We start from the raw sequence: 22,467 nt of genomic DNA on the forward strand, positions 1-22,467 counted from the left end.
AACCCCACCACGATCCGGTGGCGGGCACTGCTCCGCACCGCCGCCGGACCCGCCATGATCCGCTTGTGACACCGACCATGAACAACCCCTGGCGCGCTGACGTCGCGCCCTACGCGACGCCCGATCGGGGCCGGGCGCTGCTGGATCTCGCCACGTCCGTGGTGCCGTATCTGCTGTTGTGGCCGGTGATGGTGTGGGCGCTGAACGACGTCTCGTTCTGGCTGACGCTGGCGCTCGCGGTCCCGGCCTCGGTCTTCCTGCTGCGTTCGTTCATCGTCTTCCACGACTGCGGCCACGGCTCGTTCTTCGAGGCGAAGGCGGCGAATACGTGGCTCGGCCGCTTCACCGGCCTGCTGGTGATGACGCCGTACGCGTCGTGGCGTCACAGCCATGCGGTCCACCACGCGACCGCCGGCGACCTCGACCGCCGCGGCGAGGGCGATGTGCCGACGATGACGGTCGCCGAGTTCAACGCCGCCAGCCGCGGCACGCGGATCGGCTACCGCATCTTCCGCAGCCCGTTCGTGCTGTTCACGCTCGGCCCGCTGTGGTCGTTCACGATCCAGCCGCGGCTGTGGAACAGATCGATGAGCAGACGGATCCGCCACAGCGTCTGGATGACGAACGTCGCGGTCGCGATCGCGGTCACGGGCATGTGCCTGCTGGTCGGCTGGCAGCAGTTCCTGATCATCCAGGGCCTGCTGATCCTGTTCGCGGGCGGCGCCGGGGTGTGGCTGTTCTTCGTCCAGCACCAGTTCGAGGACACCTACTGGGAGTCGAGCGACACGTGGACGTACGCCGACGCCGCGCTGCGCGGCAGCTCCTACCTGAAGCTGCCGCAGCCGCTGCAGTGGTGTTCGGGCAACATCGGCCTCCACCACGTCCACCACCTCTCCGCGCGCGTGCCGAACTACAAGCTGCAGGCGGCGCACGACGGGCTCGACGTCTTCCAGCAGGTGCCGGTGCTGACCGTCTGGGACGCGCTCAAGGCGCCGCGGCTGAAGCTGTGGGACGAGCAGCGCGGCCGGATCGTCACCTTCCGCGAGGCGCGCCGCCCCGCCGCCGAGCCGCTCGCCGCCTAACTGAACAAAATTCCAACAACGGGGTTTGTCGCCCCGCCTCATCGTGGTATCCCCCATCAGCGCTTCGGCGTGAGCCGGGGCGAATCACGGGGAGGAGACCTCGATGTGGGGAGACATCAGCCCGCGCAGCGTGCGCGGGGTCACCTGCGCGCTCGCGTTTGCGGGCGCCTGCGCCGTTCCGGCCGTCGCGCACGCTGACGGACCGGGCGTCGGCACGCCGAACGTCGTCACGCTCGGCGACTCGGCGATCTCGGGCGAGGCCGGCCGCTGGGCCGGCAACACGAACGACGCGTCGTCGAAGATCGACGCGCTCGGATCGACCGCCTACTGGGACACGCCCAGCGGCGAGGCGATCAGAAACTGCCACCGCTCCAGAAGCGCGCAGGCGTTCATCGGCGGCGGCGTGACCGGCGTCAACTTCGCCTGCTCGGGCGCTCAGACGAGCACCGTCGGCACCGGCTCGGGCCAGGACTTCAAGCCCGGCGTCGACTTCTACAGCGACGCCTCCGGCCGCAAGGGCCAGGCGCTGCTGCTGCAGGAGTACGCCGCGACGCACAACGTCACGGCCGTCGTCGTGATGATCAGCGCGAACAACTACGGCTTCGCCGACGTCGTCACGCGCTGCGTCGAGAACTGGCTGACGTCGCCGTCGTGGTGGAAGAACTACTGCTCCGACGACTCCGACATCGCCAACCGCTTCACCGCCGCCCGCCAGGCGACCGAGACCGCCAACGTCCGCGACGCGCTGCTGCGGGTCGCGCAGGCGATGAGAGCGGCCGGCTACAGCACCTCGCAGTACACGATCGTCGGCCAGACCTACTGGGATCCGATCCCGCGCAGCGACAGAGCGCGCTACCCGGAGACGGGCTTCACGCGCCAGACGATTGGCGGCTGCGGCGCCTGGAACCGGGACGTCAACTGGGCCAACGACGTCGTCGTGCCGGCGATGAACAACACGATGCGCAACGCGCTGCCGGCGAGCGGCCTGCCGAACACGAGACTGCTCGACCTGCAGCAGGCGTTCGACGGCCGGCGGCTGTGCGAGAACACGGTCGGGCTGCTGGAGGAGCGCGGGATCGCGAACTGGAGAAGCGCCGGCGCGGTCGACAACAGCGAGTGGGTCAACCAGATCCGCACCGTCACGACGCTCGTCGGCCCGTACCAGCTGCAGGAGAGCATCCACGCCAACTACTGGGGTCAGCTGGCGATGCGCAACTGCCTGCGGCTGGCGTACAACGGCGGGGCGGTCAGAGGCGGCACGTGCGTGCGCGTCGCCAACGGGCTGAACGCCCAAGGGGAGCCGAACATGGGGCTGCAGTAGGACCGCAGCCGCCTCAGCCGTGCCGGCGCATCCGTGCGGCGGCTCCGCATCCCCCGCGGAGCCGTGCGCCGGCCGCGCCGACGACCGCCGGTCGCCCTGCCGCCCCGCGTCCCGGGCAGCGCGACCGGCGGTCGTCAGCGCCCTCGCGGGCGTGCGGACGCGCCGTCGCGCTCAGCGCCCGGCAGCCTTGACCAGCTCGTCGCTCGGCTGAGCTGCTCAGCGCGCGTCGGCGCCCGCGCGAGCCGCCGTCAGCAGCTCTGCCGCAATCGCCCGCGCCGCGTCCGGCCGCGCCAGCGACGCTGAGGCGGCGGCCATCTGCTGCAGCCGCGCGCGGTCGCCGACCAGCGCGGAGACCTCGCGCGCCAGCCGTTCCGCGTTCAGGTCGGCGTCGGCGACCACCACCGCGGCGCCAGCCTGCTCCATCCAGCGCGCGTTGGCGGTCTGGTGGTCGGCGGCGGCGTGCGGGTACGGGATCAGGATCGCCGCTCTGCCGGCGGCGGCGATCTCGAAGATCGAGCCGCCGGAGCGGGCGACGACGAGGTCGCTCGCGAGCAGCGCCTCGCCGAAGCCGTCGATGTATCTGCGCAGGTCGTAGTGGTCGCCGGGCGATCTGAGCGAATCGAAGTCGCGCGCGCCGGCGGCGTGGACGATCCGCAGCGGCTGCCCGTCGAGCGACGGCGCCGCGAACGCGCTCAAAGCGGCCGTGTTGATCGAGCGCGCCCCAAGCGAGCCGCCGAACACGACCACGGCCGTCTCTGCGTCGCCGAGGCCGAAACGGGCCCGCGCCGCGGCGCGATCGGTCGCCGGCGGCGGGACCGGCCGCCCGGTCACGAGATACTTCTCCCCCTCGCGCCCGTCGAGCGGGAAGGCGAGGCAGACGCGTCTGGCGAAGCGCGCCAGCGCCTTGTTGGAGATCCCCAGGTGCGAGTCGGCCTCGGTCAGCACGAGCGGCAGCCGCAGCGAGGCGGCCGCGGCGCCGACGGTGCCGGCGACGTAGCCGCCGCCGCCCATCACCGCGTCGGGCCGCAGCTGCTGCAGCAGCGCGCGCGCCTTCACGACGCCCGCGCCGGCCTTCACGACCGCCCGCGCCGCCTTCAGCGGGTTGGAGCGGCTGATCCCCTCGACCGCGAGCGTCTTCAGCTCGTAGCCGGCCGCCGGGACCAGCTCCCGCTCAGCCCGCTCGCCGCCGATGAAGGTGACCTCGGCGCCGTCAGCCCGCAGCGCGTCGGCGACTGCCAGCGCCGGCACGACGTGGCCCGCCGTCCCGCCGGCGGCGATCACGATCCGCAACGGGGCGCTCACGCGGCTCGCGATCCGTATCGACCAGCCGCATGTACGCGCGGTTGCGGTCGGCGAGGTTCAGCAGCAGCCCGACGGCGGCCAGGATCACGATCAGGTTGGTCGGCCCGTACGAGACGAACGGCAGCGGGACGCCGGTCAGCGGCGCCATTCCGAGCACGACGAAGATGTTGAGCAGTGCCTGACATGCGATCAGGGCCGTGAGGCCGGTGGCCAGCAGCTTTGCATATTGGTCGCGCGCGCTCCGTGCGATCCGCAGTCCGGACCAGACGATCAGGCCGAACAGCGCGATCACGACCGAGACGCCGACCAGCCCCAGCTCCTCGCCGATCACCGCGAGGATGAAGTCGGTGTGGGCCTCCGGCAGGTAGAAGACCTTCTGCACCGACTGGCCGATGCCGACGCCGAACAGCCCGCCGGAGCCGAGCGCGATCTGCCCCTGCACCGACTGGAAGCCCTCGCCGGACTTGGCCGCCCACGGGTCGATGAACGAGGTCAGGCGGTCCTGCTGGTAGGGCTGCAGCAGCACCAGGATCAGCAGCAGCACGAGCCCGATCGCCGCGCAGTAGCCGAGGTACCTGATCGGCACGCCGGCGACGATCAGCATCGAGGCGACGATCCCGACGATCACGATCGTCGTGCCGGTGTCGGGCTCGATGATGACGAGGAAGGCGGCGGCGCCGGCGACGTAGCCGACAGGGCTCATCATCCCTCTGAAGGTCTGGATCCGGCGCGGGTGCGCGGCCAGGAACTGCGCGCAGTAGAGGATCAGCGCCAGCTTCATCAGCTCCGACGGCTGCGGCGAGAAGATGCCGGGGCCCAGCCACGAGCGGGCGCCGTTGACCTCCGTGCCGATGCCCGGGATCAGCACCAGCACGAGCGCCGCGAACGAGCCGAGCAGCAGCAGCGGCGTCAGTCTTCTCAGAAGCTCGACGCCGTGCCGGGCCATGATGTGCATCCCGGCGAGCGCTATCAGGCCGAGGCCGACGTAGCGGATCAGGTAGCCGGTGCCGGAGCCGCCCGCCTCGAGCAGGTTGCGGGCCGAGGAGGCGCTGTAGACCATCACCGCGCCGATCGCGATCAGGCACAGCGTCGCCGTGATCAGCACGCGGTGCTCGATCGGCCGCGGCTGCGTCGGTACGCGGTCGCGGCGCTTCATCTGACGAGGTCGACGGCGGCATCCATCCAAGACAGCTTCGACGGGCGCGCCGCGGACCCTGCCGCGCGAGCGCGCCGGTTCAGAAGCCGCTCAGCGGATCGACTGCTGGTAGATCGTGAAGCCGATCGCGGCGCAGACCGCGGCGATGATCCAGAAGCGCAGGATGATCTTCGTCTCCGACCAGCCGCGCAGCTCGAAGTGGTGGTGGATCGGCGCCATCAGGAAGACGCGTCTCCTGAAGGTCTGGAAGGCGAACACCTGGATCGCGACCGACAGCGTCTCGATCACGAAGATCCCGCCGAGGATCACCAGCAGGATCTCGGTCTTCGTCATCACCGCGAGCCCGGCGATCGCGCCGCCGAGCCCGAGCGAGCCGGTGTCGCCCATGAAGATGTTGGCCGGGAACGAGTTGAACCAGAGGAAGCCGACGCAGGCGCCGACGAGGCAGGCGGCCAGCAGCGACAGCTCCTGCTGACCCGTCGTGATGTAGGTGATGCCGATGAAGGCGAGCAGCACGATCGCGGCGCAGCCGGCGGCGAGGCCGTCGAGGCCGTCGGTCAGGTTGACGCCGCTGGTGGTGCCGGCGACGACGAGGTAGATGAAGACGGGATAGAGGATCCCGAGGTCGATCTGCGCGTCGACGATCCGCAGCCGCAGCGTCGGCTGCAGCCCGGCGCCTCTGGTCGCGGCGAGCCACAGGCCGATCGAGATCGCGATCGTCGCGATCAGCTTCGTGCGCCCTCTGACGCCGAGCGAGCGCTTGTGGATCACCTTCGTGTAGTCGTCGACGAAGCCGATCAGCGCACAGGCGATCGCGGTCCCGAAGACGCCGATCGCGAGCCAGTCGTACTCGGTCAGGATCAGGAACGGGATCGAGACCGCGAGGAAGATGATGATCCCGCCCATCGTCGGCGTGCCGGCCTTCGAGTGGTGGCCCTGCGGGCCCTCGGCGCGGATCTGCTGGCCGAACTCGCGCTCGCGGATGAAGGCGATGAACTTCGGGCTGAGGAAGATGCAGAGCAGCAGCGAGGCGGTGCCCGCGATCAGGATCCGTCCCATCGCTCAGGCCACCCCGTCTCTCAGCGCCCGCAGCGCCTCACGCGCGACGGTGACGTCGTCGAACGGCGTCTTGCGGCCGCCTTCGAACTCCTGCCCCTGCTCGTGCCCTTTTCCTGCGATCACGACGACGTCGCCGTCGCGCGCTGCGCCGATCGCCGCGCCGATCGCCGTGCGGCGGTCGACCTCGACGTGGACGTGCGGGCCCGTGCCGGTGCCCTCGACGACGTCTCTGAGGATCGCGGCCGGGTCCTCCGAGCGCGGGTTGTCGGAGGTCGCGTAGGTCTCGTCGGAGAGGCGCGCGGCGATCTCCCCCATCAGCGGGCGCTTCGTGCGGTCGCGGTCGCCGCCGCAGCCGAAGACGCTGATGACGCGCTGCTCGGTCAGGCCGCGGGCGGCCTGCAGCACGTTGTCGAGCGAGTCGGGCGTGTGGGCGTAGTCGACCAGGACGGCGAACGGCTGCCCCTCGTCGACCGGCTCGAAACGGCCGGGGACGCGCCCGGCCTGCGGCAGCGCGGCGGCGATCTCGGCGAGCGGGACGCCGAGCGCGCGCACCGCGGCGACGGCGCCGAGCACGTTCTGGACGTTGAAGCGGCCGGGCAGCGGGGTGCGCAGGTCGAACGCGCCCTCCGGCGTCTGCGCCGTGAAGGTCGAGCCGGTGAGGCTGACCTGCAGGTTCGAGGCGCGGTAGTCGGCCTCGTGATCGATCGCGATCGTGACGAGGCCGGCGCCCTCGGCGCGCAGCTCCTGCGCCAGCCGGCGGCCGTAGGGGTCGTCGACGTTGACGACCGCGACGCCGTCCAGCAGCGCCGGCTCGAACAGCCTGCGCTTGGCGAGGAAGTACTCCTCCATCGTCGGATGGAAGTCGAGGTGGTCCTGCGTCAGGTTGGTGAAGATCGCGGCGGCGAACAGCGTCGCGTCGGCGCGATGCAGCTCCAGCGCGTGCGAGGAGACCTCGATCGCGGCCGCGACGTCGCCGCCGTCGAGCATCGCGCGGAAGTCGCGCTGCAGCTCGATCGCCTCGGCGGTCGTGCGCTGGACCTCGCGCTGCTGCCCGCCGACGATCGCGGCGACGGTGCCGAGCAGCCCGGTCTGGCGGCCGGCGGCCTCCAGCAGGCCGCGGACGAGGTAGGCGGTCGTCGTCTTGCCGTTGGTGCCGGTGACGCCGACGACGTCGAGCGACTCGCTCGGGCGGTCCTCGAAGTTGGCGGCGAACTGGGCCATCGCGGCGCGCACGGAGGGCACGAGCACCTCCGGCACGCCCAGCCCCAGCGGCCGTTCGACGACCAGCGCGGCAGCACCGCGCGCGACCGCGTCGGGGGCGAAGTCGTGTCCGTCACGGCTGAAGCCGGGCACGCAGAAGAAGAGCGTTCCCGGCTGGACCGTCCGATTGTCGTAGGCGAGCGCGGCGATCTCGACGTCGCCCTGCGGGGCGGCGAGTGGAGAGGCGTCTGCGCTGCCGATCACGTCCAGCAGCTTCATCGGGCGACGAGTGTACTCGGGCCGCCCGACCCTTCCCCTCGCGAGCGTCCGCGCGCCATTCAATTCGGCTGCACGCCGAAGTAGGGCAACGCCCACGCCGCGATCTTCTGGAACGCGGGCGCGGCGACCTGTCCGCCGTAGATCGAGCCCTGCGGCTCGTCGACGACGACCGACACCAGCAGCTTCGGGTCTCTGACCGGCGCGAAGCCCATGAACGAGGCGATGTAGCGGGATCTCGAGTATTCGCCGGTGTCGGCGTCGACCTTGTTGGCGGTGCCGGTCTTGCCGGCGAGGTCGTAGCCGGGGATCGCCGCCTCGGCGGCGGTTCCGCCGGCCGACAGGACGCCCTTGAGCATCTCGCGCACCTCGGCGGCCGACTGCTGCGAGAGGATCCGTCTCCCTCTCGCCCCCGGCACGGCGACGCCGCCGACCTTCTCGATCATCCGCGGCTCGCGCAGGACGCCGCCGTTGGCGATCGCCGCGTACGCCTGCATCATCTGCATCGGCGTGACCGCCTGGCCCTGGCCGATCGGCAGGTTCGCGATCGAGGAGCCGGAGTAGTCGTCGTAGGTCGGCACGAGGCCGATCTCCTCGCCCGGCAGCGAGACGCCGGTTCTGTGACCGAAGCCGAAGCGGTCGACCCACTGGCTGAAGCGTCTGGCGCCCATGTCGAGCGCGACTCTGACCGCGCCGATGTTGCTCGACTCGGCGAGGATCTGCGCGACCGTCGCGGTCTCCTCGCCGCGCGCGTGGTCGTCGTGCAGGATCCGGTCGGCTATGTGCAGCTCGGTCGGCAGGTAGTAGGTCTTCTCGGGGGTCGCGGTGCCGTCGTCGAGCGCGCCGGCGACGGTGAACGCCTTGAAGGTCGAGCCCGGCTCGAAGGTCATGCCGACGGCGCGGTTCTGCTGCGCGTAGGCGGGCGCGCCGCCGGGGTCGTTGGCGTCGACCCGCGGCCAGTTCGCGAGCGCGAGGATCTCGCTCGTCTGCGGGTTCATCACGATCGCCGTCGCGCCTCTGGGCCGGTAGGTCTTGCCGACGCCCTCCAGCACCGACTCGACCTTCTCCTGCAGGCCGGCGTCGAGCGTCAGCTGGATGTCTCTGCCGGGGACGGTCGGCCTCTCGTCCTTGACCGAGATCGCCTGCCCGAGCGCGTCGTTGACGATTCTGCGCACGCCGTCCTGGCCGCGCAGGACTCTGTCCTCGCCGTATTCGAGCCCGCTGCCTCCGCCGGGCTCCTCGCTGGCCGAGCCGAGCACCTGCGAGGCGAGCCAGTCGCGCGGGTAGCTGCGCAGCGTGCTGGGCGTGAGCGTGACGCCCTCGATCCCGAGTCTCTTGATCGCGTTCGCGCGCGCCGCCGGCACGCGCCGGGCGAGGTAGACGAAGCCGTTGTCGCCGTTGAGCTTTCTCAGCACGTCGGCCTCGTCCTGCTGCAGCAGCGGGGCGAGCGCGGCGGCGGTTCTGTTCTTCTCGCTCGGTCTGACGAGGTACGGCGTCGCGGAGATGTCGCTGGCGGCCTCCGAGAGCGCCAGCACCGCGCCGGTGCGGTCGGTGATCGTCCCGCGCGGGGCCGGCAGCGTGACCGTCTGGATCTGCTGGGTGGCGGCGGCCTGCTTGAGCGCGGGAGCCTTGACGGCCCCCAGCCAGCCGGCGCGCAGGAACGCGGCGCCGAGCGCGAGCACGAAGACGAGGAACAGCAGTCCGATGCGGCGGTCGGTGATCGAGGGCATCAGGAGCGGCTCCCCGGCGATGCCGCCGTGGCCTCACGCCGGCCGCCCGCCGCCGCGCGCGACGCGCCCTCACGGCCGGCGTGCGCCGCCACGCGAGTCCCCCGCGCCGAGGCCGCTGCCGCCATGCGCGTTCCCAGCGTCGCGGCCGCTGCCGCCACGCGAATTCCCAGCGCCGAGGCCGTTTCCGCCACGCGCGTTCCCAGCGCCGAGGCCGCTTCCGCCACGCGCGTCACCCGATCGGGGCGCCGCCGCCGCTGGCGTCGGTGCTGCCGGTGGGGTCGGTGGTCCCGCTGTTGGCGGTGCCGGTCGGCGCGGCGCCGGAGCCGGCGCTGTCCGCGCCGGTCGCGTCGGTGCCCGTGCCGGACGTGTCGGTGCCGGTGCCGGTCGTGTCCGTGCCGGTCGCGGTGCCGTCGGTCGCGGTGCCGGTCGCGGCGGTGCCGGTCGCTGCGGTGCCGGTCGCGGCGCCGCTCGTGTCGGTCGGATCGGACGTGCCGGCGACGCCCGCGGCGCTGCCGTCGGTCGTCGTGTCGGTCGAGGTCGTGTCGGTCGACGTCGTGTCGGCGCCGCTGCCGGTGGTGCTCGCGTCGGTCGTCGTGCTGTCGCTCGTCGATGCGTCGGTCGCGCCTGCGGCCGACGCGGCAGCGGCAGCCGCGGCGTCGGGCGCTCTGATCGTGCGGATCGCGGTGCCGACGTCGCTGCCGGCGGTGTGCAGGAACCGCGGCGAGCCCTGCGGCGGCATCACGAGGCCCATCTTGCCCGCCTCGGCGATGACCCGCTCGGAGTCCGACAGCTGCGAGTTGGAGAGCCGCAGCGCGCGGTTCTGCTCCTCCAGCTGGGCGCTCTTCTGCACCGCCTCGCCGATGCCGGCGTTGAGCTTCAGCAGCGACAGCTGCAGCGTCACGAGCCCGACCAGCAGCGTGCCGATCAGGACGATCCACAGCCGGCCGCCGATGAGGCGGTCGAGCAGACGATGGTCCGGCAGCGCCCGCACCCACGCGACGAAGCGCGCGCCGAGCGGCAGATCGCTGCGCGCCCCGCGCGCAGGGCGCGGCGCCGGAGCCGGACGCGGCACCCGTCGCGGCGCGGGCGGAGCGGTCTCACGCAGCGGCAGCGCGGTCGCAGCAGCGGCTGCGGCGACCGCCGCGACACGCCCGGTCAACGCGCCCGCGCTTCCAAATCCACCACGCCCGCCGACGCCCGCAGCACCGCGCGAGCCCATCCGCGGACCGACGTCACCGCGCACCGACGCGCCCGCGCGAGCCGGCGAAACGGCGCGCGCCTCCGTACGGACTGCGTCCGCCTTGCGCTCCTTCATCGCCGCCCGCATCGCGGCGACGCCGACTCCGCCGCCGGACCCGCCGCCACGCGGCGCCCCACCACGCGGCGCGGACGTGCGCTTGCGCGGCGCAGCCTGCGCAGAACGCGGCGCATCTTCCGCAAACCGCGGCTCGTCTTCCGCATAACGCGGCTCGTCTTCCGCAAACCGCGGCGCGGACGTGCGCTTCACGCGCGGCGTGCGCGCCGTCTCGACGCGCTCGTACAGCTCTTCCGCGATGCTCGGCGCGGCCGTGTGCAGGCCCGTCTCGGGCAGCTCGTGGGCCTCGGCCGCGCGTGCGGGCGCAGCCGGGCCGGAGACCCGGCGGGAGGGCGCCGCGGGGTTGCGTCGCGACGGTCCTCCGTCCCCGCTTGCGCCGCCGGGGCCGGCAGCTCGACGACGGGCGGCGGCAGTGGCGGGCGCCGGGCTCACGACAGCTCCTTCAGCTTGCGCGCACCACGCAGGTGCGCCGACTTCGCGCGCGGGTTGTGTGCGACCTCGCCCGCGCTGGGGGCGATCGCGCGACGGCTCAACAGCTCGCCCTCGGCCGTCCGTCCGCAGGCGCAGACGGGCAGGTCGGGCGGGCAGATGCAGCCCTGCGCACGATCGGCGAGGAAGCGCTTGGCACGCCGGTCCTCGAGTGAGTGGAAGGTGATGACGCCGAGCTTGCCGCCGACCGAGAGCAGCTCCCATGCGACCGGCAGCGCCTCGTCGACCTGCTCCAGCTCGGCGTTGACGGCGATCCGGATCGCCTGGAAGGTGCGCTTGGCGGGATGGCCGCCGGCGAACTGCGCCGGGACCGGGATCGCGCTCTTGAGCACCTCGACCAGCTCCTGCGTCGTCTCGATCGGCGCCTGCGCGCGGGTGCGGACGATCGCGCGGGCGATCTTGCTCGCGTAGCGCTCCTCCCCGTACTCCTTCAGCAGGCGGGCGAGCTGGCGCTCGTCCCAGCTGTTGACGATGCCGTGGGCGGACAGCTCCTGGTCGGGATCCATCCGCATGTCGAGCGGCGCGTCGTAGGCGTAGGAGAAGCCGCGCTCCCAGGTGTCGACCTGCATCGAGGACATGCCGAGGTCCATGTAGACGAGGTCGGCGCGCTGGCGCTCGTCGCGCAGCAGCTCGAGGCCGGCGGCGAAGTCGGCGCGGATGAAGCGGGTCGCGCAGGCGACCTCGTCCGACAGCTCGGCGAAGCGCTGTTCGGCGATCGGATCGCGGTCGATCGCGATCAACGTGCCGGTGGGGCCGATCAGGTCGGCGACGAGCCGCGCGTGGCCACCGCCGCCGAAGGTGCAGTCGACGGCGACCTGGCCCGGCTGCGGGTCGAGCAGCTCGATCAGCTCGCCAGCGAGGACGGGGATGTGGATGCCGGTCATGTCAAGCAGTGTGGCCACTGGTTATGGAAACTGTTCAGCCGCCGGTCGACTGCAGGCCGGCGGCGATCTCCGAGACGTTCTCCAGCACTTCGCCGTTGTACGCGGCCCAGCCCATGCGATCCCAGATCTCGAGGCACTCCCCGGCCCCGACGACGCTGACGTCCTTCGTCAGCTTCCCGCTGTCGAGCAGGAATCTGGGCACCATGACGCGCCCCGCGCCGTCCAGCTCGGTCGGATGCGAGTTGGCCGTGAAGTGGCGCTTGAGCTTGCGGAACTCCGGCGAGAGCGGGCTGTGCCCCTCGAGCGCGGACGCCGTCCACGCGTCGTAATCCTCGGGGCGCCAGATCGCGACGCAGTCCTCGAGTCCCGCGGCCAAGACGATTCCCTCCGCAAAAGCGGCCCGGTATCGCGTCGGAACCGTCAGCCGGTTCTTCGCGTCGAGCGTGAGGTCGAAGGTGCCGCGGAACGTCAAGGGTCATCGCCTGAAGAGATTCCGAACCGGAGTGGCTGGGTGGGAGGAGCCCTGCCACTCCGGTCCGTGTGCCGAGCAAGCTAACCCACTCTCTCCCACTTTGCAACTCATCTGCCGCCCTTTCACCCACCGGTCACAGCTGTGAGTTCGCCGACCTCCCGATTTCCCCTTCAGCACGGGTCATCGCGCGGTGGGGCGGAGTGGGAGGCCTCAGCGGCGGAATCCGCACAGCCGCATGCAGCGCCCAGATCTGGGCGTCGTCTTGCAGGCGAATGCCGGGACGGTGGGGTTTCCGTCCGTCAGGTGTGCCGAAGTGGGACGCCCCACGCTCCCCCACGCAGCGGTGGGAGGCGGTGGAGGCAGCGTCAGTGGGTGGCGCGGCGCGGCAGCAGCGGGCGCGCGCGGCAGCGGCGCGCGGCAGCGGCGCGCGGCGTCGCGCGCGGTGAGCGGCGTCAGGCGCGAGCGCGGGCGGCGGCGTCAGGCGCCGAAGCGGGCGGCGGCGGTGCGGAGGGCGGTGCGGGCGTCGACAGCGAGCTGGGTGACCAGCTCGCCGGCCGGGCGGGCCTCGGCCAGCTCGTGGGCCTGGCCGGCCCACAGGTTGATCGCGTCGGCGTCACCGTTCGCGCGGGCGGCCGCGCGCAGCGGCGCGGTCAGGTGATGGATCTCGGGATAGGCGCGCGGCGCGGCGGCGTCGTGGTCGCGCATGAAGCGGTTGACGATCCCGCGCGCGCTGCGCCCGCTGAAGGCGCGCGTGAGCGCGGTCGGCGCTGGGTCGGCGAGCGCGGTTCGGTGAGGCGCTGAGGTGCCGGCCTCGGGCGTCAGCATGAAGGCGCTGCCGAGCTGCGCGGCTGCGGCGCCCGCGGCAAGCACCGCGGCGACGCCGGCGCCGTTGGCGATCCCGCCGGCGGCGACGAGTGGCAGGCCGGGCGACTTCACGGCGCCATCCGTCACGCCCGCGCCGCCCGCCGTCAGCGCCGCGACCCCATCCGTCACGCCCGCGCCGCCCGCCGTCAGCGCCGCGACCCCATCCGTCACGCCGGCGCCGTCCGCCGTCGGCGCCACGGCGCCATCCGTCACCCGCGCGCCGCTCGCCGCCTCTGCCGTTGCGCCGTCCGGCACGCTCGCGTGGCTCGCCGTCGCGGCGGTGACGAGCTGCAGCAGTGGGAGCAGGGCGATCTCACCTGGCTCGGCGTCGTCGAAGGTGCCGCGGTGGCCGCCCGCCTCGGCGCCTTGGACGACGAGCGCGTCGGCCCCGGCAGCAACGGCGGCGCGGGCCTCGCCCGGCGTCGTGACCGTGATCCAGACGGCGCTGCCGACGGCGTGCAGGCGTTCGACGACCCGGGCCGGCGGCAGCGCGAAGGTGAACGAGACGACCGCCGGCCGTGCCTCGATCAGCAGCTCGACCTTGGCGGCGAACTGATCGTCGTCGAAGCGCGGGCTGCCGAGCGCGACCCCGAGCCGCTCGCTCTCCCCCGCCAGCTCGCCGGCGTAGCGCTCGACCTCCGACGCAGCAGCCGGCGCCCCGCCGCCGGCGAAGACGTTGACGCCGAAGGGAGCGTCGGTGAGCGCCCGCACCGCAGCGACGTCCTCGCCGACCGCCTCCGGTGTCTTGTAGCCGGTGGCGAGAAAGCCGAGCCCGCCGGCCGCCGAGACGGCGGCCGCGAGCGCCGGCGTCGACGGCCCGCCGGCCAACGGCGCCTGCACGATCGGATGGTCGAGATCGGTGAGCGCGAAGCGGTCCATGCAGCCCAACCTACTCGCCCCGCCGCGCACCGTCACGCCGCCGCCGGACGCGTCACCACCCTCCCCGCCGCCGGCCACACCATCACCCGTCACGCCGCCGCCCGCCACCCCGCCGCGCACGCCACGCCGCCGCCCGCCGCGCACGCCACGCCGCCACCCGCCGCGCACGCCACGCCGCCGCCCGCCGCGCACGCCACGCCGCCGCCCGCCGCGCCCTCATCCGCCGGCGAACGCGGTCAGCAGCGCCGCGGCGACCAGCAGCAGGACCGACGGGACGAGCAGCAGCGCGACGACGAGCTGGATCTTCGGCGCGGCGCGGGCGGCCGCCTCGTTGAGCCGGCGGGCGTTCGCGGCGCGCGCCTCGGCCGCCTGGGCGAGCAGCGCCTCGCCGAGCGGGGCGCCGTGACGGGCGGCGCGGTCGAGCGTGCGCACGAGCGCCGCGACGCCATCGCACGCGCAGCGCTCCCCGAAGCCGGCGAGCGCACGTTCGCGCGGCACGCCGAGTTGCACCTCGGCGGCAACTGCCCGCCATTCGCGCGCGAGCAGACCGCTCGCGCGCCGGCCGACGTCGCCGATCGCCCGTTCGAGCGGAAGCCCGGCGGCGAGCGCGACCCGCAGCAGGTCGAGCAGGTCGGGCAGCTCGCGCTCGACCACTCGCCCGCGCGCACGCGCGCGACGGCGCAGCCACAGGTCCGGGGCGAGAAATGCAGCCGCCGGCAGCGCGACCGGCGCGAGCAGCGCCAACCGCCCCGGCAGCAGCGCGCCGAGCAGCAGCGCGACGCCGAACGCCAGCACGACCGCGCCGCCCTTGACCGCCATCACGTCACCCGGCCGCAGCCCGAACGGAGCCCCGGCCGCGGCGATCCGCACCCGCAAGTCGCCCGGCGCTGCCGGCGCACCGGCGCGGCGCCCGAGCCGGGCGAGCAGCCGCAGCAGCGCGCGCCACCACGCGCTGCGCTCCCCGGTGGCCCCGCCATGCCGCGGCAGCGCCACGACCAGCTCGACGGTCCCAACCGCCGCGCAGACGCCGGCCAGCCACCCCAGCAGGACCGCCCGCGTCACGAGCGCGCCCGCTCGTCACCTGCATCGGAGCTTGAGCAGACATCGGGCGCGGCGGGCGCAGCCGCGCCACGCGCGTCACCCGAGGGGCCTACGGCTTTCGCAGGCCGTCTCACCTTCTTGCGTACACCCGTCCACTGCCGCTCCGCTGCGGAGATCGGGCGGGGTCTGGGAGTGGCGGTCGCCTTGCGGCCGCGCATCGCGCGCGCCTGTCGTGCCGACAGCGGCGCGGCGTTCATGCGATCACCCGCGCCAGCCGGCGGATCGCGACCAGCGCGGCGAACTGGAGCACCAGCGCGAACAGCGCCATCCAGGCCGCGATCGGCACCGCGGCGATCTCTCCGAGCGTGCCCGGCCGCGCCAGCTCGGCCAGCGCCGCCGCGCCGGCCGGCAGCATGCCGACGACGAGCCCGGTGAAGCGCGCCTGGGCGGTGACCGCACGGGCGTCGTCGGCGAGCCGGGCCGCCTGCTCCTGCGCCGCCGCCAGCTCTCGCAGCAACGTCGCCAGGTCGCCGCCGGCCTCGCGCTGGAGCAGGATCGCGGCGCAGAGCGTGTCGAACGCGCGGCTGCCGGCACGTGTCCGCAACTGCTCCAGCGCCGCTTCCGCAGGCGTCCCGAGCGCGAGTGCGGCGGCGATCGCGGTCAGCTCGACGGCGGCCGCCCCGCTGGCGCCGTCCGCGGCCTCGCTCAGCGCCGTCCCGATCGAGTGCCCGGCCCCGAGCGCGTCGGCGATCGCACGCGCGACCGCGGGCGCGGCTCGTTCCAGCTCGGCGCGGTAGCGCCGCTGCCGGGCTCGCAGCAGCGCCGTGACCGCGAACGGGCCGCCGGCACCGCACGCGAGACCCGCGACCGGTCCGGCGAGCAGCCAGCCGCCGGCGACGAGCGTCGCCGCGCCGACCAGCGCCAGCCGCCGCCGCTCCGGCGTGCTCGGCTCGCGCCCGCCGCGCGCGACCGCCGACAGCGGCGCCAGCGTCCGCTCCAGCCAGTGTGCCGGTGCGAGCGCCTCCGCCGCCGCGACCGACTCCCACAGCGCCGCGACCGCGATCGCCGCGGCCGCACCAGCCAGTGGCGCCGCCGTCATCGGCCCGTGCCGCCGCTCGCGACTGCCCGTCGCCTGCGCCCACGCGCTGTGGGCGCCTGCCGCCGCTCCGTCACCGCGCTCACGCCTCCACCCCGCCCCACCCCGCGTCGCCCAGCCGCTCGGCGAGCGCGAACGGGAGCGGGGAGTGCCAGCGTGCGACGCCGTCGCGCAGCGAATACACCGGGCGGACGCCGATGCCGCCCGCCACCCGCTCGACGGCGCTGACCTCGCCGACGCGGCGGCTGCCGTCGGCCTGGCGGCGCTGCTGGACGACGAGGTCGATCGCGCTCGCGACCTGCTCGCGGATCGCCGCGTGCGGCAGCGCGACGTCGGCCATCAGCGCCAGCGTCTCGACCCGCCGCAGCGCCTCCTCGGCCGAGCCGGCGTGGACGGTCGAGAGCGAGCCGTCGTGGCCGGAGCTCATCGCGCCGAGCATGTCGAGCGCCTCGCCGCCGCGCACCTCGCCGACGACGATCCGATCGGGCCGCATCCGCAGCGCGTTGCGGACAAGCCGCCGGATCGTCACCTCGCCGCGCCCCTCCAGCGACGGCGGCCGCGCCTCCAGCCGCACGACGTGCGGCTGCCGCAGCCGCAGCTCGGCGGCGTCCTCGATCGTCACGATCCGCTCCCCCTGCGGGATGAAGCACGACAGCGCCCCGAGCGTCGTCGTCTTGCCGGAGCCGGTGCCGCCGCTCACCAGCAGCGTCAGCCGTGCGCGCACGCAGGCGCGCAGGAAGTCGTGCAGCGAACGGTCGATCGTGCCGGCGGCGACGAGATCGTCGGGGTCGAAGCCGCGACGGCGGAAGCGGCGGATCGTCAGCAGCGGGCCGTCGAGCGCCAGCGGTGGGATCACGACGTTGACGCGCGACCCGTCCGGGAGGCGCGCGTCGCAGAGCGGAGCGGCCTCGTCCACGCGGCGGCCGAGCGGGGCGAGGATCCGCTCGATCGCGTGGCGCAGCTCCCGTTCGGAGGCGAACGCCGCATCCGTCTCCTCAATCTGTCCCGCCCGCTCGACCCAGACGCGCTCGGGGCCGTTGACCATCACCTCGTCGACGGTCGTGTCCGCCAGCAGCGGCTCCAGCGGCCCGAGCCCGAAGGCGCGCTCCGCGACCCGCCGGCTCAGCTCTCCGCGCTCGGCCGTGCTCAGCAGCGCGCCGTCGCGCGCGACCAGCGCCGCGATCCGCTCCGGCGCCTCCCCGCCGTCCTCCCCGGCCCGCTGCACCAGCTGCCCGTGCAGCGCCGCTGCCGCCTCATCCAGCGCTTCCGCTCGTCCGCTCATGAGGGGGTAGAGCCCGCTGAACGAAAATTTCGCCCCCTGAAGACGCAAGTTGCGGCGATTGCGGCCGATCAACTGGGAGATGAGCGTCGAGCTCGCCGACCACCCGTTCCCATCCGCCGACGGAGACGTCGCGATCGCGCGCCAGCCGATCCACGATCGCTGGATGCGCGTCGTCGGCTACGAGCTGCTGTTCCGGGGCGCCAGCGGCCGTGCCGGCTTCGACGAGGAGCGCGCCACCGCGAGCGTGATCGTCGAGACCTTCACCGGTCTCGGCGTCGGCGTCGTCGTCGGCCGCCAGCCCGCGCACGTGCGGCTGTCACGGCGGTTCCTGCTGGAGCTGCACGCCTTCGCGCTGCCGGCCGACCGCGTCGTGCTCGAGGTCGCCGCCCCCGACTCGGCCGACTCCGCCGTGCGCACCGTGCTGGAGCGGCTGGCCGAGCAGGAGTACCGCATATCGCTCGCCTGCGACCCGCTCGGGCCGCTGCCGGACGCGCCGCTGGCGCAGCTCGCCCACAGCATCAAGCTCGACGTCTCCAGCCTCTCCCCCGACGAGCTGGGCGACGCCGCCGACCGCTTCGGCGCGGCGACCACCAACCTGATCGCCGCGGGCGTCGACACGCCCGCCCTGCTGAAGCGCTGCAGAGACCTCGGCTTCCACGGCTTCCAGGGATTCTTCTTCTGCACGCCCGACGTCGTCCGCTCGCACACGCCGCCGACGACGAGGCTGGCCGAGCTGCACTCGCTCGCGACGCTCTACTCGCAGACGCTCTCGTTCGAGGAGTTCGAGAGAGTGATCACGCGCGACGTCGGGCTCAGCTACCGGCTGCTCTGCTACCTCAACTCGGCCTTCTTCAACCTCCCGCGCCACGTCGCCTCGGTGCGTGAGGCGCTGATGATGCTGGGGATGAAGGCGGTCCGCCGCTGGGCGACGCTGATCGCGCTCTCCGGCGACGAGGAGAAGCCCAACGAGCTGACCGTCACCGCGCTGCTGCGCGGGCGCCTCTGCGAGCTGATCGGACGTCGCCGCCCGGCGGCGACGGTCGGCTCCGACGCCTTCTTCACCGTCGGCCTCTTCTCCGTCATGGACGCGATCATGGACGCGCCGCTCGACGAGGTGCTGGAGGCGCTGCCGCTCAACGAGGAGGCGCGCGTCGCGCTGCTGGACCGCAGCGGCCCGATGGGCGACGCGCTCGCCGCGATCATCGCCTACGAGCGCGGCGACCTGCGCGAGGTCGAGCAGCGTCTGCCCGGCCTCAACATGACCGAGCTGTACATCGCGGCGCTGCGCTGGGCCGACGCCGCCTGCGGCGCGCTCGACGAAGAGGCCGAGACCGACGCCGCCGCTCAGGAGAGCGACGACGACGGCGACGACGAGCTGACGTCGATCCCCGCCTGAGCGAGCTCGCTGGCCGGCAGCCGGCGGCCGTCGGCGACCGGGACCGCGTCCTCTGCGCTGCGCATCGCCTCGCGCATCACGACGCGCACGATCGCCTCGACGACCTCGGGCGCGAACTGCTGCCCCGCGTGCGCCCGCAGCTCGTCCAGCGCGGCCTCGGGCGAGCGGGCGCAGCGATAGGAGCGATCGGTCGTCATCGCGTTGAAGGCATCGCAGGCGGCGACTACGCTCGCCTCCTTCGGGATGCTGCGCTCGGCGAGGCCGTCGGGGTAGCCCCTGCCGTCCCAGCGCTCGTGCGAGGCGCGCACGATCCGGCCGATGTCGGCGAGCGGGCCGCCGACGCGGTCGAGCATCCGCTGACCCTCGATCGTGTGCGTCTTCATCAGCTCCCACTCGCTCGCGTCGAGCGGGCCGGGTCTGTTGATGATCTCGGTCGGGATCACGATCTTGCCGATGTCGTGCAGCAGCGCCGCGAGCTCGACGTTGTGGCGCTCGCGCGCGTCGAGGCCGAGCTCCTCGGCGACCTCCAGCGACAGCGCGACGACGCCCTTCGTGTGATCGCCGCCGGTGTACTCGTCGGCGTCCTCGAGCAGGTCGCCGAGCAGCATCGCGATGCCGCGGTAGGCGTCGCCCAGCTCCAGCGCCTGCTCCAGCCGCTCGTTGCGCTCGCGCGCGAAGACGGTCAGCAGCAGCGCGAGCGGCAGCACCAGCAGGAAGGCGTAGGGGCGGTCGACGGAGGCGATCGCGGCGAGCACGCCGGCCGGCGTCAGCAGCGCGTCGACCAGCCAGACCCATTCGAGCGCGCGCAGCTGGTCGCGCAGCGGTATGTCGAGTGCGAGCTTGGAGCGGATCGCGGAGACGACCAGCTCGATCGCGAACTGGGCGACGAGCGCCGGCGCGAGCCAGATCCAGTCGCCGCCGGTCGCGTCGACCGCGCCGGCCGTCAGCAGCACCAGCGCCGGCCCGACCGCGTGCCAGGCGTCGCCCGGGAGCATCAGCGCGCGCCCCGGATGGAGCTTGCCGCGAACGTAGTCGGGGACGTTGCCGACGATCATCCCGATCAGCACCAGCAACGGCACGAGCTCGGTCGGAAGCGTGTAGAGCATCGTCACGAAGACGAGCTGCGTCGGCACCGTGTGGCCGGCGCCGGCATAGAAGCGGACGTGCGAGAGCGCGCCGTAGGCGAGCACCAGCAACACCGCGGGACCGGCCTCCAGCGAACGGCCGGAGTCGAACAGCAGCGCGATCGCGATCGCTGCCGCCAGGAACGGCAGACCGATCGCCAGCTCGGCCCGGATCTCGTGCCGCGAGGGCGCCTCGGCCCGCTTCACGCGACCGTCACCCACGACGAGCTGGCCGTGCCGGACGACGGCACGACAACGGTCGCCGACGCGATTGCGGCGGCGGGCACGACCCCGATTGGCGACAGTCTCCGTGACATGCGCTCTGCGGGAGGATCGGCGCGAGGGAGCGATCCCTTGAGTCCGGGTTGCGGATGACGCCGTTGGAGCGGACGGATCGCTCTGGCGCGCTGACCTCCGGCTCCCGGCACCATGCCCGCTGCGCGTCTCGCGCACGCGCGAGGCGCGCGCGTCCAGAACGCTCATCTCAGCCGCTCGTCGATCGCGAGCCCGAGCCGGCCGTGACGTCGGTCGGCCGCGGCGCGCGGCAGCAGCCGCAGCTCGCGCGCGAAGCTCTGCGCGGCCGTCAGGAAGACCGCTTGGCGCACGGTCACCCGCAGCGTCGCCGAGACACGCGCACCGGCTTCCGCGCCGCCGCCGGACGGAGCGATCTCGGCTCCGGCGACCGCTGCTGCGGCGAGCACCTCGACGTCCTCCAGCGCCAGCACGGTCGAGCCAGGGCGGCCGTCGACGCCGTCGCGCGTCACGAGCACGTCGACCCGCCCGCCCGCGACGATCGCCTCCGGGTCGCCGCGGGCGACGATCTCCGCCGCCCGCTCCCCCGGCCCGACGGCCGGGGCCGCCGCTCCGGGCGTGCGCAGCACGGCGCGCGTCACATAGGCGCCGGCCGGCAGCGCCACAGCGGCCTGCGCGCCGCGCAGCAGGCCCGGATCGGTCAGCGCGTCTGGCGGCGCCCAGCGGCGCGGGAGCGCGCGCAGGAGCGGCCGCGCGTCGGCCAGCGCGGCGCCGGCCGCGACCGGCGCCGCCGTCACCAGAACCGTCGCCGACGGCCCGACCGCTGCGTTCAGCGCCGCCTCGCGCCGCTGCACGCTCGACGCCGCCAGCAGCCCCAGCAGCAACGCCAGCGCCAGCAGCAGGAGCGCTCGTCTGCGATGGCTCATCGCGCCACCGCCGTCGGCAGCTCCAGCACCATCCGCGCGCCCTGATCGGTTGGCGCCACCGCCAGCCGGCCGCGATGGCGCGCGGCGATGTCGGCCGCGATCGCGAGCCCGCGGCCGCGGCTGCGACGGCCGCCGCGGGGCCGTCTGCGGACCAGCTGCGGGACCGGCGCAGGCAGCCCGGGGCCGGCGTCGAGCACCTCGATCCGGACGGTGTGGAGGCCGGCCCGCGCTCGCAGCACGATCTCCCCGTCGTCGTCGGCCGGCGAACCGTGCTCGATCGCGTTCGCGAGCAGATTGCCGCAGGCCTGCCCCAGCCGCACGCGGTCACCGTCGACCAGCACGCGGCCGACCGGCTGGTCGACCTTCAGCCGCACGCCCCGCTCGCGCGCCGCGGCCCGCCACGCCTCGGCGGCGTCGACCAGCAGGACGCCGACGTCGAAGGTCGTGATCCGGTCGGCGGCGCGGCGGCCGTGCGGTGCCTCGGCGAGGTCGCTGAGGGAGAGCCGCGCCCGGTCCAGCTCCAGGCCGATCCCCTCCAGCGCGTCGCGGAACGGCTGCGGGATGACGCGCAGAGGGCGGGCCGGCGCAAGCCCGCCGCGGCCTCCGACGGCCGCCTCCGGCCGTGTCACGCGCAGCGGCAGGTCGCCGCGCAGGTACAGCTCGGTCGCCAGCCGCGCCGCGGTGAGCGGCGCACGCAGCTCGTGGGCCGCCCGCGCGACCAGCTCCATCCGCCGTGCCAGCACGAGTCGGCCCGCGCCGGTCGCCGCAAGTGCTGCGACCCAACCGCTGACTGCCACCACGACGCTCATCGCGCCCCCACCGGTCCGTCACAGAGGCGATAGCCGATTCCCCACACGTTGATGACGAACTGCTCGCCGTCGCGTGCGAGCTTGTGGCGCAGGCGACAGGCGTGCGAGTCAAGCGTGCGTGTCGATCCCAGCACACGTACGAACTTCCCATACGGTCCTGAGTCCTTGTTACCAACGGTACTTCGTGGAGCGGCACTAAGTCGCGCCGCTCGTCCGAGCGGCTACCGCCGACGCGAGATCGCCATCTCGACGAGCCCCGAACTGGAGCGGTCGAGATGCTCGACGGCGACTTTGCCGCCGTCGAGCGCGTGCGGTGGGAGCTTGGCGAGCAGCTCGTCGGCAAAGGAGGGCGCCAGGGCGACGACGCCGGAGAAGTCGAACACGACTCGCTCTCCGGCCTCGACGCGCTGCTCGACGTCGCGCCGCAGGTCCGCGGCCTCGTCTCGACCAACGAGAACCGGCCCGAACAGGTCTGCTGGTCTGATGGTGGTGTGTGTCGTGCTGACGCCCAT

The 22,467-nt window shown here is 73.6% G+C and carries 20 protein-coding genes; 3 read left to right on the top strand and 17 right to left on the bottom strand.

Translation table 11 applies throughout. From position 1 onward, the window contains the following. The first annotated feature begins 65 nt into the window (after positions 1–65). Together Q7L73_RS07225 and Q7L73_RS07230 are read left to right on the top strand one after the other, a co-directional pair. On the top strand, positions 66–1,082 hold the full coding sequence (locus Q7L73_RS07225) for a fatty acid desaturase (protein ID WP_304687586.1): 1,017 nt from the start codon (positions 66–68) through the stop codon (positions 1,080–1,082). A gap of 103 nt (positions 1,083–1,185) precedes the next feature. Further along, positions 1,186–2,403, top strand: a complete 1,218-nt coding sequence (locus Q7L73_RS07230) for a hypothetical protein (protein WP_304687588.1) — start codon at positions 1,186–1,188, stop codon at positions 2,401–2,403. A gap of 216 nt (positions 2,404–2,619) precedes the next feature. Here Q7L73_RS07230 and murG read toward each other — a convergent pair whose 3' ends face one another. The 12 genes from murG to Q7L73_RS07290 all read right to left on the bottom strand — a co-directional run bounded on the left by murG (position 2,620) and on the right by Q7L73_RS07290 (position 17,448). Then, positions 2,620–3,705 (bottom strand): undecaprenyldiphospho-muramoylpentapeptide beta-N-acetylglucosaminyltransferase, encoded by a 1,086-nt coding sequence (murG, locus tag Q7L73_RS07235; RefSeq protein WP_304687590.1) that lies wholly within the window; start codon positions 3,703–3,705, stop codon positions 2,620–2,622. After that, positions 3,614–4,861: a putative lipid II flippase FtsW gene (gene ftsW / locus Q7L73_RS07240; protein ID WP_304687594.1), complete on the bottom strand. Its 1,248-nt coding sequence runs from the start codon at positions 4,859–4,861 to the stop codon at positions 3,614–3,616. The genes murG and ftsW overlap by 92 nt, the downstream gene beginning before the upstream one ends. A gap of 90 nt (positions 4,862–4,951) precedes the next feature. After that, positions 4,952–5,920: a phospho-N-acetylmuramoyl-pentapeptide-transferase gene (gene mraY / locus Q7L73_RS07245; RefSeq protein ID WP_304687597.1), complete on the bottom strand. Its 969-nt coding sequence runs from the start codon at positions 5,918–5,920 to the stop codon at positions 4,952–4,954. Positions 5,921–5,923: 3 nt separating this feature from the next. Further along, positions 5,924–7,399 carry a UDP-N-acetylmuramoyl-L-alanyl-D-glutamate--2,6-diaminopimelate ligase gene (locus tag Q7L73_RS07250; protein WP_304687599.1) on the bottom strand — a complete coding sequence of 492 codons (1,476 nt, stop codon included), beginning with the start codon at positions 7,397–7,399 and terminating at the stop codon, positions 5,924–5,926. Between the two features lie 59 nt (positions 7,400–7,458). Further along, complete coding sequence (locus Q7L73_RS07255; protein ID WP_304687600.1) at positions 7,459–9,126, bottom strand: penicillin-binding protein 2; 1,668 nt, start codon at positions 9,124–9,126, stop codon at positions 7,459–7,461. A 229-nt stretch (positions 9,127–9,355) separates the two neighbouring features. After that, positions 9,356–10,285, bottom strand: a complete 930-nt coding sequence (locus tag Q7L73_RS07260; RefSeq protein WP_304687601.1) for a hypothetical protein — start codon at positions 10,283–10,285, stop codon at positions 9,356–9,358. A 584-nt stretch (positions 10,286–10,869) separates the two neighbouring features. Continuing rightward, positions 10,870–11,832: a 16S rRNA (cytosine(1402)-N(4))-methyltransferase RsmH gene (gene rsmH / locus Q7L73_RS07265; RefSeq protein ID WP_304715514.1), complete on the bottom strand. Its 963-nt coding sequence runs from the start codon at positions 11,830–11,832 to the stop codon at positions 10,870–10,872. Positions 11,833–11,848: 16 nt separating this feature from the next. Beyond that, complete coding sequence (mraZ, locus tag Q7L73_RS07270; RefSeq protein ID WP_304687624.1) at positions 11,849–12,286, bottom strand: division/cell wall cluster transcriptional repressor MraZ; 438 nt, start codon at positions 12,284–12,286, stop codon at positions 11,849–11,851. A 477-nt stretch (positions 12,287–12,763) separates the two neighbouring features. Then, positions 12,764–14,029 (bottom strand): nitronate monooxygenase, encoded by a 1,266-nt coding sequence (locus Q7L73_RS07275; RefSeq protein ID WP_304687638.1) that lies wholly within the window; start codon positions 14,027–14,029, stop codon positions 12,764–12,766. 216 nt (positions 14,030–14,245) lie between these two features. After that, positions 14,246–15,091 carry a type II secretion system F family protein gene (locus tag Q7L73_RS07280; protein ID WP_304687644.1) on the bottom strand — a complete coding sequence of 282 codons (846 nt, stop codon included), beginning with the start codon at positions 15,089–15,091 and terminating at the stop codon, positions 14,246–14,248. A gap of 232 nt (positions 15,092–15,323) precedes the next feature. Beyond that, positions 15,324–16,169, bottom strand: a complete 846-nt coding sequence (locus Q7L73_RS07285; protein WP_304687650.1) for a type II secretion system F family protein — start codon at positions 16,167–16,169, stop codon at positions 15,324–15,326. Positions 16,170–16,248: 79 nt separating this feature from the next. Further along, positions 16,249–17,448 carry a CpaF family protein gene (locus Q7L73_RS07290; protein WP_304687656.1) on the bottom strand — a complete coding sequence of 400 codons (1,200 nt, stop codon included), beginning with the start codon at positions 17,446–17,448 and terminating at the stop codon, positions 16,249–16,251. Positions 17,449–17,527: 79 nt separating this feature from the next. Between Q7L73_RS07290 and Q7L73_RS07295 the strand changes: the two genes are divergently transcribed. Continuing rightward, positions 17,528–18,844: an EAL and HDOD domain-containing protein gene (locus Q7L73_RS07295; RefSeq protein ID WP_304687663.1), complete on the top strand. Its 1,317-nt coding sequence runs from the start codon at positions 17,528–17,530 to the stop codon at positions 18,842–18,844. Here the strand turns inward: Q7L73_RS07295 and Q7L73_RS07300 are convergent. The 5 genes from Q7L73_RS07300 to Q7L73_RS07320 form a co-directional block, all read right to left on the bottom strand. Beyond that, positions 18,793–20,175 carry an HD-GYP domain-containing protein gene (locus Q7L73_RS07300; RefSeq protein WP_304687668.1) on the bottom strand — a complete coding sequence of 461 codons (1,383 nt, stop codon included), beginning with the start codon at positions 20,173–20,175 and terminating at the stop codon, positions 18,793–18,795. The genes Q7L73_RS07295 and Q7L73_RS07300 overlap by 52 nt on opposite strands. A gap of 272 nt (positions 20,176–20,447) precedes the next feature. Continuing rightward, the gene (locus tag Q7L73_RS07305; RefSeq protein ID WP_304687685.1) at positions 20,448–21,146 is read right to left on the bottom strand and encodes an RcpC/CpaB family pilus assembly protein; all 699 of its coding nucleotides are present in this window, start codon (positions 21,144–21,146) and stop codon (positions 20,448–20,450) included. Next, positions 21,143–21,943, bottom strand: a complete 801-nt coding sequence (locus Q7L73_RS07310; protein ID WP_304687690.1) for a sensor histidine kinase KdpD — start codon at positions 21,941–21,943, stop codon at positions 21,143–21,145. The genes Q7L73_RS07305 and Q7L73_RS07310 overlap by 4 nt, the downstream gene beginning before the upstream one ends. A gap of 8 nt (positions 21,944–21,951) precedes the next feature. Next, the gene (locus Q7L73_RS07315; RefSeq protein ID WP_304687702.1) at positions 21,952–22,089 is read right to left on the bottom strand and encodes a winged helix-turn-helix domain-containing protein; all 138 of its coding nucleotides are present in this window, start codon (positions 22,087–22,089) and stop codon (positions 21,952–21,954) included. Between the two features lie 87 nt (positions 22,090–22,176). After that, positions 22,177–22,467 (bottom strand): STAS-like domain-containing protein, encoded by a 291-nt coding sequence (locus tag Q7L73_RS07320; protein ID WP_304687707.1) that lies wholly within the window; start codon positions 22,465–22,467, stop codon positions 22,177–22,179.

Source organism: Conexibacter sp. CPCC 205762, assembly GCF_030646155.1.
GTDB lineage: Bacteria > Actinomycetota > Thermoleophilia > Solirubrobacterales > Solirubrobacteraceae > Conexibacter.